15 protein-coding genes are annotated in these 13098 nt (G+C 48.8%); 12 read left to right on the top strand and 3 right to left on the bottom strand.

Translation table 11 applies throughout. The annotated features are described in order from the left end of the window. The first annotated feature begins 208 nt into the window (after positions 1–208). The gene (locus tag BIT28_RS13525) at positions 209–1222 is read left to right on the top strand and encodes a manganese-dependent inorganic pyrophosphatase (RefSeq protein WP_075764518.1); all 1014 of its coding nucleotides are present in this window, start codon (positions 209–211) and stop codon (positions 1220–1222) included. Positions 1223–1283: 61 nt separating this feature from the next. On the opposite strand, the gene tyrS is transcribed toward BIT28_RS13525, so the two are convergent. Continuing rightward, complete coding sequence (tyrS, locus tag BIT28_RS13520) at positions 1284–2477, bottom strand: tyrosine--tRNA ligase (protein ID WP_075764516.1); 1194 nt, start codon at positions 2475–2477, stop codon at positions 1284–1286. Between the two features lie 290 nt (positions 2478–2767). Between tyrS and BIT28_RS13515 the strand changes: the two genes are divergently transcribed. From BIT28_RS13515 to BIT28_RS13470, 10 genes are all read left to right on the top strand, one after another. Next, entirely contained in the window at positions 2768–3649 is an 882-nt protein-coding gene (locus BIT28_RS13515) for a LysR family transcriptional regulator (protein ID WP_075764691.1), read from the top strand. 83 nt (positions 3650–3732) lie between these two features. Then, positions 3733–4200: a DM13 domain-containing protein gene (locus BIT28_RS13510; protein WP_217696635.1), complete on the top strand. Its 468-nt coding sequence runs from the start codon at positions 3733–3735 to the stop codon at positions 4198–4200. A gap of 69 nt (positions 4201–4269) precedes the next feature. Further along, on the top strand, positions 4270–4917 hold the full coding sequence (locus BIT28_RS13505; RefSeq protein WP_075764512.1) for an HAD family hydrolase: 648 nt from the start codon (positions 4270–4272) through the stop codon (positions 4915–4917). A gap of 249 nt (positions 4918–5166) precedes the next feature. Next, positions 5167–5724: a NifB/NifX family molybdenum-iron cluster-binding protein gene (locus BIT28_RS13500; RefSeq protein ID WP_075764510.1), complete on the top strand. Its 558-nt coding sequence runs from the start codon at positions 5167–5169 to the stop codon at positions 5722–5724. A gap of 20 nt (positions 5725–5744) precedes the next feature. After that, entirely contained in the window at positions 5745–6161 is a 417-nt protein-coding gene (locus BIT28_RS13495; protein ID WP_075764508.1) for a PaaI family thioesterase, read from the top strand. A 175-nt stretch (positions 6162–6336) separates the two neighbouring features. Next, positions 6337–6879: a GNAT family N-acetyltransferase gene (locus BIT28_RS13490; protein ID WP_245823694.1), complete on the top strand. Its 543-nt coding sequence runs from the start codon at positions 6337–6339 to the stop codon at positions 6877–6879. A 71-nt stretch (positions 6880–6950) separates the two neighbouring features. Next, entirely contained in the window at positions 6951–7310 is a 360-nt protein-coding gene (locus tag BIT28_RS13485) for a DUF952 domain-containing protein (RefSeq protein WP_075764506.1), read from the top strand. A gap of 218 nt (positions 7311–7528) precedes the next feature. After that, the gene (locus BIT28_RS13480; RefSeq protein WP_175577535.1) at positions 7529–8389 is read left to right on the top strand and encodes a DMT family transporter; all 861 of its coding nucleotides are present in this window, start codon (positions 7529–7531) and stop codon (positions 8387–8389) included. Positions 8390–8406: 17 nt separating this feature from the next. Further along, entirely contained in the window at positions 8407–8925 is a 519-nt protein-coding gene (locus BIT28_RS13475) for a MerR family transcriptional regulator (RefSeq protein ID WP_075764502.1), read from the top strand. 228 nt (positions 8926–9153) lie between these two features. Then, a complete protein-coding gene (locus BIT28_RS13470) occupies positions 9154–9441 on the top strand; it encodes a Bor family protein (RefSeq protein ID WP_075764499.1) in 288 nt (95 codons plus the stop codon). Between the two features lie 112 nt (positions 9442–9553). Here BIT28_RS13470 and aptA read toward each other — a convergent pair whose 3' ends face one another. After that, the gene (gene aptA / locus BIT28_RS13465) at positions 9554–10870 is read right to left on the bottom strand and encodes an omega-aminotransferase AptA (protein ID WP_075764496.1); all 1317 of its coding nucleotides are present in this window, start codon (positions 10868–10870) and stop codon (positions 9554–9556) included. 93 nt (positions 10871–10963) lie between these two features. Further along, the gene (locus BIT28_RS13460; protein ID WP_075764494.1) at positions 10964–11854 is read right to left on the bottom strand and encodes a LysR family transcriptional regulator; all 891 of its coding nucleotides are present in this window, start codon (positions 11852–11854) and stop codon (positions 10964–10966) included. A 206-nt stretch (positions 11855–12060) separates the two neighbouring features. On the opposite strand from BIT28_RS13460, the gene glaH reads away from it, so the two are divergent. After that, entirely contained in the window at positions 12061–13020 is a 960-nt protein-coding gene (gene glaH, locus BIT28_RS13455) for a glutarate dioxygenase GlaH (protein ID WP_075764492.1), read from the top strand. Positions 13021–13098: the final 78 nt, after the last annotated feature.

The raw sequence follows: 13098 nt of genomic DNA, 5'->3' as shown, positions 1-13098 counted from the left end.
AAAAGTGTGAATAGTGCCGGGAAACGGAGAAACGCTTTGTAATGGTTGTTTAATTGTGTAACACCGGTCATTCGTCATTGGTTTTTGCGAGGCTTTTAAAGTTTTTGTAATAAAATCAGTTGGATAAATTCAAATGGCTGTCACTGTTCTGTCACCAAGGTAGAATACTTTTCTCGATCTTAATTATCTGATAATAAAAGGTAAAACCATGAAATCGAGTCATATTCTACTTCTGCTGTCGTTGGCTAGCACAGGAGCGGCTGCCTTTGAGTTAGGTGCGCCAAAAAACAATAACACCGATAATCTGGTGTGGACCGGGCACCTTAGCCCGGATACCGATTCTGTAACATCGGCGTTGATTGCCGCCCATATTTACGGCGGTACCGCGGTGGTTCCGGAAGGGATTAATCCGGAAAGCCAGTTTGTGCTGGATTATTGCCAGATAGCCGCGCCTAAGCCATTGAATGATTTTAGCCAAAAGGCGGTTGGCCTGGTTGATTTCAACCAAAAAACTCAACTGCATCCGACCATTGACGAGAGCAGCATCGTGGCAATCGTTGATCATCATGCGATTGGCGGAGCACCGGTCAATATGACGCAGGTTACCCCGATAGATATCCGGGCCTGGGGATCTGCCGCTACTATACTGGCTGATCGTGCCGAGAGCCTGGATATTGATTTACCCGCCCATTTGGCCTGTACAACGCTGGCCGGGATACTGTCCGATACGGTTGTGTTCCAGTCTTCGACGACCACTGAATACGATCGTTACTATGCTAAAGAGTTGGCAAAGGAAGCCGGTATCGTAGATCTGAAAGCGTTCGGTCAGAAAATGCTGGAGGCCAAGTCGGATCTAAGCCATATCAGTGCGGCTGAAATCCTGACCATGGACTACAAAAACTTCTCCTATGGGGGCAAGAAGGTCGGTATCGGAGTGGCGGAAACCTTAACTGCCCAGCAGCTGCTTGACCGTCGTAATGAGTTTGTCGCTGCTATGATTTCCTATAAAGAAACTCAGAAGCTGGATCACCTGTTCTTTGCCGTAATAGATACCAAGAACAAGCGCGCCAATCTGTTGTGGATTGATGATATCGATGCGGCTATCGCGGCCAAAGCCTTTACGGGCCAACCAAAGCAAGGCTGGCTGGTATTAGATGGAGTGACATCTCGTAAACGCCAGATTGGTCCTGCGATACAGGGCGCGATTGAAGGCAAGAAGTAACTATACTTACCATCTTAATATGGCCGCGGAAATGACTCTGCGGCCATTTTGCTTATCCCTTTTAATGGCTCTCTAGACAAATCCGGGCAAAACGTCGCTTCCCTACCTGATACATCTCGGTGCCCTCTTTGGGAATGAGCTGAGTATCCGTCATTTTCTGACCTTCAATCTTAACAGCCCCCTGGCGGATCAACCGTATTGCCTCGGATGTTGAAGCTACCAGCCCCGCCTCTTTGAGCACATTGGGAATTGCCAGTCCGTGCTGTAATTCGATAGTTGCCAGATCATCGGGCATGACATTGTGTTTAAATCGTTGTTCGAAGGCCTGTTCGGCGAGATCGGCGTCCTGCTGAGTGTGAAAGCGGGCCACTAACTCTTTGGCTAAAAGTATCTTGATCTCCTTCGGGTTTCTGCCTGTCTGAATATCAGCTTTTAGCTGGCTGATCTCTTTGAGTGATCTGAAAGACAGCAGCTCAAAGTAGTTCCACATTAGGGTGTCGGAAATCGACATCAGTTTGCCGTACATACTGTCGGGTGACTCGTTAACACCAATATAGTTGTTGGCCGATTTCGACATCTTTTTGACCCCATCAAGACCAATCAACAACGGCATTAATATCACCACTTGAGGCGACATTCCATGATGTTTTTGCAGCTCGCGTCCCATCAGCAGGTTAAAAGTCTGGTCGGTGCCGCCCAGTTCGATGTCTGCTTTTAGTTCGACCGAGTCGTAAGCTTGTAGCAGCGGATAGATGAACTCGTGGATGCCGATGGTCTGATGTGCAGCGAAGCGTTGTTTGAAATCTTCCCGTTCCAGCATTCGGGCCACTGTCTGGCAGGCGGATAGCTTCAACATACCTTCGGCGCCGAGCTGGGATAGCCAGCGTGAGTTGAATTCTATGGTCGTTTTTTCAGGATCAAGGATTTTAAATACCTGCTGCTGGTAGGTTTCGGCATTGGCCAGCACCTGCTCGGTCGTCAGTGGCGGGCGGGTGGTGTTTTTACCTGAAGGATCACCGATACGGCCGGTAAAGTCGCCGATTAGGAAGGTAATATGATGGCCGAGATCCTGAAACTGACGGAGTTTGTTGAGGATCACCGTATGGCCTAGGTGGATATCCGGTGCGGTCGGATCGGCGCCCAGTTTAACGTGCAATGGTCGGTTGTCGCCAAGCTTATCGGCCAGTTCTTCTTTGGGAATGATGTCATTGGTACCGCGTTTGATAATGTCGAGTGCTTGTTGCAGTGAAGGCATGAATGTTCCTTATGGACTTAGTATGGGAGGCTGGCATGACGAATTTCATGGCGCACAGAATCAGTCGTGCTATCGCAGTGTCTGATATTAATCTCGCTATCTCTTACGGCTGTTACCACTTTATTTGACAGGGTTTATCTCATTTCTGAGTTTGATTTAACGGCTTTTTGATAAATATCGAGGGTGTTTGTTAGTAATCATCATAATGACGATGGACAATGCGGAAAGTTAGCAGTTATCACGAACTGTGATAGGCTTGCTTGACGGTGATGAAAACGAGTAAATCTGTGATGTATAGCTTTGAACAGCTGAAGATTTTTGTATCGGTCTGTGAGCATGGTTCTTTTTCTGCTGCCGCCCGCAAGTTGAAACGTGCTCAGTCAGGCGTGAGCCAATCAGTGTCGAATCTGGAAATTACCCTCAATCAGCAACTTTTTGACCGAAGCGGAAATACGCCGGTGCTGACTCCCGAGGGAAAGGCATTGTTGCCTATTGCCAGGTCGATCCTCCTGCAGCAGTTGCATTTTGATCAGAAGGTGGCCGCGCTTGAGGCACGGTATGAGCATGAACTGGTGCTGGCGGTCGAGGAGAGTCTGATCGGCACTGAGCTACTTGGCAAACTGGGTGAGCTGGCAGAGCGTTTTCCTATGACCAATATCGATATCACGGCGGCCTCGACATGTGATATCAAGCAAATGGTCAGCGAGGGCCAAGCCCATATCGGTGTGGTCTATGCCGATGGCAGCATGCAAGACGATATTGATTTTGTCACGCTTGGCTATAACCACTTTATTACCGTTTCATCGCCTTCCCATCCTTTGGCCGAGTTGCCGAGTGTCAGAGATACCGATCTACGCAATTATCGACAGCTGGTGCAGCGCTCGGCGAGCGGTAAAGAATTGTGGTTCAGCTATGCCATCAGTACCCAGGTTTGGTATGCCAGCTCCCATCAAATATTGCTGGCACTGGCCGAGCAGGGTGTAGGCTGGACGATTGTGCCGGAGCAACTGGCTGCCGTCTCGATTGAAGCGGGAACTTTGAAGGCACTGAATATCGAGTATGAGCCCAATGGCTGGATGAATACTATTGATTTGGTGACGACCCGCCGTCAGCAAAGCGGCCCGGTCCGCGAAGCGATTGTCGAGGCATTACGGGCTGCTTTCGGCCACTGATTCAGGCGAAAGCAGTATTGGTTAATATCTGTGATTTGTTATAGTCATTAGACAGTTACCATGCAGAGAAAGCGAATATTATGATAAAAGCAATAGGGTTGTTGCTAAGCCATTTGGCTATGCTGGCGGTCGGCTTTGCCGCTGGGATTTATGCCTTACCTATTCTGATAGCCCCAGATAGTCCTTCTTCGGGCGAGGTACAGCAGGCGGCGCAAAGTGCCCAGTTTAGCGGCGAGTTCCGCCGTGATTTAGCTGACAGCGATTTTTTACACTGGGGGGAAGGCCGAGTTTCTATTAGTTCTGATGTGATTTCGTTCCAGGGCGAATTGGCACCGGGGCCGGATTATAAGCTGTATTTGTCGCCGCAGTTTGTTGAAACGGAAGCCGATTTCAATCGGTTGAAATCCAGTATGGTCAAGGTGGGTGAAGTGAAAACCTTCTCGAGCTTTATGGTACCGCTGGACTCGTCTATCGATCCTGCTCAGTATACGACGGTGATTGTGTGGTGCGAGACGTTTGGTGAGTTTATTACCGCCGCCCAATATCAATAAATCGGTAGTCTGTGTTGTTAATATGCAAGGTTTTGCATTTTAATTTAGTGGATAATGCATGGAGAGAACATGGAAATACAAGCTGTACTGTTCGATATGGATGGGCTGATCTTTGACACCGAGGGGCTTTATAAAGTGAGCTGGCAACTTGCTGCCAGTGAGCAGGGGCTGGTGTTGGATGACGACTTCTACCGAACATTTATTGGTGTCCAAGATGCCGAGTGTGAACGCCGTGTGGTCGCCAAGTTTGGTGACAAGCTTGATCTTGAACGCTTCAAACGTGTTCGCAACAGTGATTTTCATACCCGAAGAGCGCAAGGCGTTGCCTATAAGCCCGGTTTTGACGTGTTGTTCGGAGATCTGAAAAAGAAAGGGCTTAAATGTGCGCTGGTAACGTCATCAGCATTGGCTGAGGTTAAACACCATTTTAATGGTTCTGACTATCTGGCGCAGTTTGATGCGGTGATCACCTCGGAAGATGTCGTCAATGGCAAGCCCCACCCTGACTGCTACCGAATGGCATCAGAGCAACTGGACATAGCACCAGCAGCCTGTCTGGTACTGGAAGACTCCAATAATGGTATGCGGGCCGGGTTGGATGCCGGTTGCAAGGCGGTGATGATCCCGGATTTGTTGCAGCCCAGCGATGATGTTGCAGAGAGAGCCCATGCGGTGCTGGACAACCTTGGTGATGTCACTCGTTTACTGATGGCCTAGCTTTCAGGCCAAATACAATTCATATGAAGTCCAGCCAATCGGTGTATTGGCTGACACTTTCTTCTCGGCGTTAGCCACAACCTCTCGCTATAAAATAGATCATGCAATAATTGATTTACCTCAATTGTCACACAAAAGTTTCTGGCATATGCCAGAAACCAGGCGTATAAATGGCATATGCCAAAAACAAAAAGTACTTATGGCAAGGATTTCACAAAGCAAAGTGACAATAAAAAGGAGTCATAAATCATGATCACGGCAATTCCGATGAATGATGATCACATCGCCAGCCACTTTTCTAAGGCTGAGCATTTTCTGTTTATTAATGAGCAAGGCGTAGAAGTCAGCCGACATGAAAACCCGGCTCTAGCTGCCCATTGTGCAGGTAAAAAAGCGTTGCTGAAGCTGTTGCTCCAGCATCATGCTGAGCGTGTCGTAGTGCGTAATATTGGTCAAAAAATGTTAGGTAAGTTGCTTTCGCACCAACTGTCGGTCACTCAAACCGATTCCGGTCGCCGAAGTGCACAAGAGCTTGTCAGCTCAGAAACGGCGGGGCTATTTTCTCTGACTGAAGCTGATCAGGGGCGCCCTTCCCCTAACCATAATGGTTGCCGTCATGCGGAACGTCGGTGCCACAGCCAAGGTCATAGCCATGGCCAAGGACAAGGACATGGTCACGGTAAAGGCTGTGGCAAGAGGCATGGACAAGGCAAGCAAGGACCAGTTAAACATGGACGTGGTGGACAAGGACGAGGAGAGCATGGTGGGCCGAAGAGCCATCACTGCTGTCACAATCATACCTGTTAATAGATGATAGTGGCGTTCCTATGACTTCATATCAGCTTACGAAACAAGCTCATAATCACTGCATGGTTTGCGGACCCGTTGACAATACACCTGATTCATTACAGTTAACGTTTAGTCAGGATAGCAAAGGGAAAGTAACGGCCCCGTTTCAGGTAACAGCTCGCCATCAGGGGTATGATGGGCTGTTACACGGAGGAATGACCAGCACCTTGCTGGATGCGGCGATGACACACTGCTTGTTTGCGCACGGTGTTCAGGCGTTGACTGCCGAGCTGAAAGTTCGCTTTATTTCCCCGGTCTGCACCGGACAACAAGTTATGGTAACAGCTGATCTTGTCGGGTCTAGAAGAGGCATTTACCAACTGGAGGCGCAAGTCACCCAAGGACAGCAAGTTTTGGCAAGGGCGTCAGCCAAATTTATAGAGCCTAAAAAGTAAGACCAGATGAGCATATATGCAGCTTAGGGGAGAGTTTTGTCTATTCGCAGCTATTTTCTTCTAAACTGTGCTTGGTTGCATATCTCAGTGTCGGCCTATTACAATGTTTTCTAGATTGAAGCGCCGACTCGTCGTCATACCTGATGCTTTGTGCTCTCTGAAAGGCCTAAATATTATGGATAAAGCTAAACATCTCATGGAACTTGAAATATCAGAGTCTATTTCCCTTCAGGCTCTTACGCAGTTTCATGCCAAAGAGCTACTGGAAACAGTGAATACCAGCCGAGACGATCTTTCTGTTTATATGCCATGGACTGATACACTGACCGATATGGCCGGAGCCAGGAGCTACATTAATGCGCGTAAAAAAGGGAAGTTATACGGCTCACAGTGGTTTGCGATTTATTATGATGGCGCCTTTAGCGGCGTATTCGGGATTAAGTATATTGACCCTGTCACCAAGGTTTCAGAGTTAGGTTACTGGCTTTCTACTGCTGTACGTGGCCACCGCATCATTAACCAGGTTCTTAACGTGATTCTGCCGTATTTGTCATCATCCACAACGGTGGATACTGTCGAGTTTCACTGTCTTGAAAGTAATGAGGCAAGTATCAGGGTCGTTGAGCGGGCTGGCGCCAAGTTGGTCAAGTATGTTGGTAACAACATGGATATACCGAATAAAGATCAGCGGTTGGGCATTTATGCGCTTAAACTGTAGGTCACCTCAGTTGGATAAATCGAAGATGATAGGTAAGATGGTTTGGGTATAAGAATAAAAGACGAGTATTTGTGAAGAACCTCTACCATTTGATTGATTATAATAGTTTGAATCAATTGAGAAGTAACCCATCCTACGAACCCGAATCTCTCCAGCAAGAAGGTTTTGTGCATCTTGCTTATGATCACCAGCTACCGTTCATTATTAATCACTTTTTTAAAGGAGCGTCAGGGATCCATTTGTTGGAAATAGCTCCCTCACTGTTGCATGCTGAGGTAGTGGATGAAGCCCCGGCCGGCATCGAGGATGACGGTGAGTTGTACCCCCACTTGTACGGTGCCCTTAATGCAAGTGCTGTTCAGCGACTGTATGCGTTATCCATTGACGGTGAAGGTGGCTTTACCAAAACAGAAGTGCCGTTTCACTTATAACTCAACATGCTGTTAAGCCCCCATGGCAATATCCCGGGGGCTTTGAGTAAAATGATTGACGAGTTGCTTATCTATTCCTCTCTCTGGTGATGATTGACCTGTCTACAGGTGTAGGCTTTACCCTCTCTGCTTGTTGAACCAAGAGAGGTAAAATAATGGTGTCGATAATTGCTAAGCGCGTTCCTATTGCTCATCCTGTCATCGCTTTTTTACTCAAAATGCCACCAACCCTAAAGGGGGTATCACTCGCATTGCTTTCGACAGCATTGTTTACAGTGGTTGGCGTGCTGGTCAGGGTATTGAGTGACTCAATTGATTTGTTTCAGATATTGCTGTTCCGGCAGTTGGTGTTTCTGAGCTTGCTGATGCCTGCGATAGTTGGCAACCTTGAAGTGCTGCTGAAGCCGAAGCGCCTTAAATTACATACATTTCGTATCCTGGGCGCGTTCGTTGCACTGTATCTCGGGTTTCTGACGGTCAGCAATATTCCGCTTGCCGACGCTACTGCGCTTGGTTTTACTCAGGTGCTGTTCGTGGCCTGTATCTCGCGGCTTTTTCTGGCTGAGGCTATCTCGTCAACGCGCCTGTTTACGATTGTTGTGGGTTTTATCGGTGTGATGCTGGTGGTTCAACCGAGCTTTGAGCAAACGTCGATGTTATATACCTTGTTAGGCTTGATTGCTGCGCTGGGAGCGGCTGTGGCCGTCATCTGCGTGAGGAAAGTGGCCCAAGTCGAGCCGCGCATCACGCTGCTGGCTTATCAGGCTATCTTTGTTGGGTTAATGGCTCTGATACCAAGCATTCTGGTATGGCAATGGCCAAGTGGTTATGAGTTGGCTCTGCTGATTGGTGTTGGCGTACTATCATCCATCGCACAATGGATTGGCGTTACCGCCTACAAGTATGGAGAGGCGAATGTTATTGCCAATATGGAATATACCAAGATCATTTACTCCTTACTGTTTGGGTATTGGCTGTTTGCTGAAAAGCCTGATGCATGGGCAATGATAGGAGCCATCGTGATAGTAATGAGCGCCGTGTTACCGATGCTATTTAAGAAAAAAACTAAAGCTGAGTAGGTATAAAGAGGGGAGCTATGCTGACAGTGACGCAATTGGCGAAAGCCTGCAATATTTCACGTACAACGGTCTTGTATTACGAACGAGTCGGTTTACTTAAACCGACAAGTCGTTCGGAGAACGGCTATCGCTGGTACGGAAAGGAAGAGGTGCAACGGTTGCAGACGATCCTTTCCTATCGCTCTTTCGGCCTGCCGGTAAAAGAAATTGCTCCGCTGATAGAGCCGCATGACGATATCAAGTCGGAACAGACCCTACGTAACCAATTTAACGCGCTGGAGCAGGAAATTCAGACCCTGCGTCAGCAGCAAAAAGCCATCGTGATGCTGCTGGAGCAACCGGTACTGCTTGAACAGAACATGATGACGAAGGAGCGTTGGGTCGAGATCATGCGGATGGCTGGCTTGAATGAACAGGACATGACGAACTGGCACATACAGTTCGAGAAAATGGCCCCGGAGGCACATCAGGAGTTTTTGGAATCTCTCAATATCGACAGTGAGGAAATTGAGAGAATCCGCCAGAAATCAAGATAGTTGTAAGTCCATGGTTCTCTGGACGCATAGATACAATGTCATACAGACGGATACAAATGAGGTAATAAAACACTTAATCATTGATATTAATGATAAAAATAATCATTTTTCATGGGGGCTCTACTCATTTTGTCGTTGTGTGGCTGGTATCGATAAGGTGGCCATATCGTTTTCGCTTTTTTCATATGTTCTAATGCCTTTTTTGTTATTTGAATCAGTTTGGTGAATATGAAAAAGGTAATTTTAGCGGCTTGCCTGGCTATGTTTATGAGTGGATGTGCCCAACAGTCATTTGTGATGTCTGACAGCAACAGTGAGATGAAAGAAGAAAACTCTCAGCACTTCTTTATTAATGGACTGGCTCAGGAGAAGGAAATCAATGCTGCTGACGTTTGTGGCGGTATTGAAAATGTATCACGAGTCGAGGTTCAGGAAACGTTCCTAAACGGTGTGTTGAGGACGGTTACATTTGGTATTTATACACCTCGAGATGCGAGAGTGTATTGTAAGGCATAAAGACACACTGCCTGCATATACAATAAAGCCTGATACTCCATCACATGGTTATCAGGCTTTTTTGCTAGCCGGAGGATAACTGTCAGACTGTTATCAGCCAGCCCCGAGCGTATTAGGCCGGAATGTCCTTGGCGATGTTGGACAGGGTATCGACTATTACGTCAATGTGCTGTTTTTCGATGATCAGCGGTGGTGACAGGGCGATAGTATTGCCCATGCTGCGTACCATCACTCCCTTGTCGTAACAGCGCTTGAGAATATCGAAGCCTATCGGCTTGCCGTCTTGTGGCTCGGCAAACTGGATTGCACCGATGAGGCCGTAGTTACGGATATCGACAATAGATGGTATGTCTTTTAGTGAGTGCAGGCCTTGCTGGAAATACTGGCCGATTTCGCCGCTGGCGCGCTCTAACAGTCCTTCGCGCTGGTAGATGTCGAGGGTTGCCAAACCTGCGGCACAGGCAACCGGGTGCCCGGAGTAGGTATAGCCATGGAAAAACTCTACCGCCCCTTCCGGTGCGCTGTTGACGACGGTCTGGTAGATCTCGTCTTTGGCGAACACTGCCCCGAGTGGCACGACACCACTGGTGATCCCCTTGGCCGAGGTAATGAGATCCGGCACCACATCGAAGGCCTCCGAGGCAAATGATGCCCCCAGACGTCCCCAGCCAGTGATAACTTCGTCGAAGATCAGCACCACATCATGTTTGCTACAGATCTCGCGCAGGCGGCGCAGGTAGCCTTTTGGCGGTAGGATCACACCGCCGGCACCAGAAATTGGCTCGACAATAACGGCTGCCACGCTGTCGGCACCGTGGAACTGAATTAGTTGCTCCAACTGCTCGGCTTTGTCTGCCCCGTGCTCGGGTAGCCCCTGGCTGAAGGCGTTGTTGGCGATATCCAAGGTATGGGACAAGTGATCGGTCGGCAGCAGAGGGCCGAAACCTTTGCGGTTAGGTGTCAGGCCACCGACGGAGATACCGCCGAAGTTGACACCGTGGTAGCCCAGCTCGCGACCGATCAGCTTGAACTTGCCGGTATTGCCTTTGGCCTGTTGGTAGGCGAGGGCAATTTTCAGTGCACTTTCAACGGCCTCAGAGCCGGAGTTGGTGAAAAAGACCTTATTTAGCCCCGGCGGGGTGAAAGAGACCAGACGCTCAGCAAATTCAAAGCCAATGTCGTGGCCGAAGTTAAACGGTGAGCTGTAATCCAGCTCGGCCACTTGCTTGGCCATCGCCTCGCCGATTTCTTTGCGGCCGTGCCCCGCGTTGACACACCATAGCCCTGCGGTGGCATCAAGCAATTGGGTCCCGTTATCGGAATAACAATACATGCCCTCGGCACGGTTGATGATCCTTGGATCGGCTTTGAAATTACGGTTTGCCGTGAACGGCATCCAGAATGCATCGTAGCTGACTTTCTTTTCCATATGCTGGCTCTGTTGTTATTGGTGTTGAGCTGAGGTTATCGATATGTTGCAAGTTGGAAAATCACTACGAATTAAAATAAAGGTTTACCGCTATCAAACATTTCCTGTCGGGGCATTGAGCTCGGTTTGCAGGAAACTGACAAAAGCCCTTGCCGCGCTCGAGAGGTAGTGGCTTGATTTCCAGCCGATGCCGAGATGCAAGGGGATCGGTGGCTCGAAAGGTACTGTCACCAAATCGGTTTCGTTGCCGAGGATGATCGGCAGGCAGGTACAGATACCGATCTCCTTGCGGACCAGCGATTTGAGCAGCTCAATCAGATTGGTCTCGAAGCGGATATCGGGTGTGATTTTTTGTTGCTGGCAATAACGGCTGACAGCCTCGCGCAGGAAATAACCGTCGCGAAAGAGGACCAAAGGTTGCTGGCAGAACTGTTCGAGAGTGATGCTACCTTTTACGGCGAAAGGATGGGTACTGGGAACGCAGGCGACGATCTGTTCCTTGGCCAGGGTGACATGGCGGATCTGATCGTGGCTGCGATCGGAGCGAATAAGCGCCAGATCGAGTTGGCCGTCAAGGAGCATCTTTTCCAGCGTTGCGGTTCCGGCTTCCTGAATGTTGATTTGAATTCCCGGGTAGGTCTGCTTGAACAGTGCCAGTGTATCGGGCAGATAGTACGAGCCGAGCATGGCGGATACACCGAAATTAATTACTCCGCTGTCGAGCCCTTTTAATTCCTGTAGCTCCTTCTTGGCCTGATCGACATCCTCGAGAATTTTTCTGGCATGACGCAGGAGCACCTGTCCGTCGGCCGTCAGGCTCATCTGTCGCTCGGTGCGATTGATTAACTTCAACTCTAGTTGCTGTTCCAGCTTCTGGATACTGATACTCAGCGCCGACTGGGCGATACCCAGTTGATCGGCTGCCTTGGTAAAGTTGCCTGTTTGCGCCAGAACGGTGAAATAGTGCAGTCGTTTGATATCCATATTTACTCCTAAGCCGACGAGTCCATTAACCGCCATTAATCTATTTTATATATGGAAACTATATTTTCCATATATTGTTAATATCATCTTGTGCTCGTTATAGTTTTGTTAAAACAGCCGGTCAGGGAACTTGGTCGGCTATCCAATAACAATCAGTCAACTTCATCGGGCCGGAGAGCCTGTTAAGAAACAAAAGGAAGCTATCCATGAAAATTGCACCTGCATTGAACGAGAGCATCAGCCAGTACCACGGTTTTACGGTCAGCCCTTATCCTGCCAACCCGCGCTTGCAAGTGATTACCTTGGAGAAAAATACCCTGGATCGCTTTATTGATTTGAGCGCCAACTGGGGATTGCAGGCGCTGGAGTACAAGCCGTTTTTGCGCTATGCCGTGGCTGATGCGCTGGACAAAGCGTGTGATTATCAGCTGGGTAAGTTCCTGGTTGCAACGATGGAAAATCGTGATACCGGAGCTTTCTTGCTACAGGCTGACGAGCAGGCCCAGGCGGCGTATGAAGATACCGACGAGCAGCGAGACTTTTTCGTCAAGCTCTCGACGGCTGTTTCTCATCTGATCGGTATTCCGAATTTTGATGCGATGTACGGCAAGTACTATGCCCGCTTCACGGTGAAGAACGAAGACAGCAGTGACAGCTACCTGCGCCAGGCTCATCGTCGGATGGAACTTCACAATGACGGCACCTATGTTAACGAGCGAACTGATTTCGTCCTGATGATGAAGATGGATGAGAAAAACATGGAGATGGGGGATTCCTTGTTGCTTCACGTGGATGAGTGGCAGGATCTAGAGCGCTTTTACCATCACCCGATGGCGAAGCAGAACATCGTCTGGGGTGCGCCGCCAAGCAAGAATGTCGGTTATACCATAGAGCACCCGGTTTTCTTCGAAGAAGACAGTAACGGCAAACCGCATATGCTGTTTATCGACCAGTTTGCCCAGCCACAGAACATGCAGCAGGGGCTCTACCTGCACCAGATGAGCGAGTCGCTGGAAAACGACACCAACTGTTTCAATGTCAGGGTCAAAGTCGGCGCTATGCTGGTGGTCCAGAACCATTGCTGGCTGCACGGCCGCGATAAATTTGTTGCCCATGCCGGCCTTAAGCGTGAACTGCTGCGCCAGCGTGGTCACTTTACTCGCTAAGTCATTTTCGATTTATGTCATCATCGATTTAAGTCGCAATCGGTTTAAGTCTTTTCCGATTTAAGTCAAAGTCGATTG

It is taken from the genome of Photobacterium proteolyticum, assembly GCF_001939735.1.
Taxonomy (GTDB): domain Bacteria; phylum Pseudomonadota; class Gammaproteobacteria; order Enterobacterales; family Vibrionaceae; genus Photobacterium; species Photobacterium proteolyticum.
Note: the sequence above shows the minus strand (reverse complement) of the source record. Positions and strands in the feature narration are given on the sequence as shown.

Coding starts and splice junctions, on each gene's coding strand:
- BIT28_RS13480 (WP_175577535.1), top strand. CDS start 7,529: ATGCCACCAACCCTAAAGGGGGTATCACTCGCATTGCTTTCGACAGCA.
- BIT28_RS13500 (WP_075764510.1), top strand. CDS start 5,167: ATGATCACGGCAATTCCGATGAATGATGATCACATCGCCAGCCACTTT.
- BIT28_RS13495 (WP_075764508.1), top strand. CDS start 5,745: ATGACTTCATATCAGCTTACGAAACAAGCTCATAATCACTGCATGGTT.
- BIT28_RS13490 (WP_245823694.1), top strand. CDS start 6,337: ATGGATAAAGCTAAACATCTCATGGAACTTGAAATATCAGAGTCTATT.
- BIT28_RS13525 (WP_075764518.1), top strand. CDS start 209: ATGAAATCGAGTCATATTCTACTTCTGCTGTCGTTGGCTAGCACAGGA.
- tyrS (WP_075764516.1), bottom strand. CDS start 2,477: ATGCCTTCACTGCAACAAGCACTCGACATTATCAAACGCGGTACCAAT.
- BIT28_RS13515 (WP_075764691.1), top strand. CDS start 2,768: ATGTATAGCTTTGAACAGCTGAAGATTTTTGTATCGGTCTGTGAGCAT.
- BIT28_RS13460 (WP_075764494.1), bottom strand. CDS start 11,854: ATGGATATCAAACGACTGCACTATTTCACCGTTCTGGCGCAAACAGGC.
- glaH (WP_075764492.1), top strand. CDS start 12,061: ATGAAAATTGCACCTGCATTGAACGAGAGCATCAGCCAGTACCACGGT.
- BIT28_RS13470 (WP_075764499.1), top strand. CDS start 9,154: ATGAAAAAGGTAATTTTAGCGGCTTGCCTGGCTATGTTTATGAGTGGA.
- aptA (WP_075764496.1), bottom strand. CDS start 10,870: ATGGAAAAGAAAGTCAGCTACGATGCATTCTGGATGCCGTTCACGGCA.
- BIT28_RS13475 (WP_075764502.1), top strand. CDS start 8,407: ATGCTGACAGTGACGCAATTGGCGAAAGCCTGCAATATTTCACGTACA.
- BIT28_RS13505 (WP_075764512.1), top strand. CDS start 4,270: ATGGAAATACAAGCTGTACTGTTCGATATGGATGGGCTGATCTTTGAC.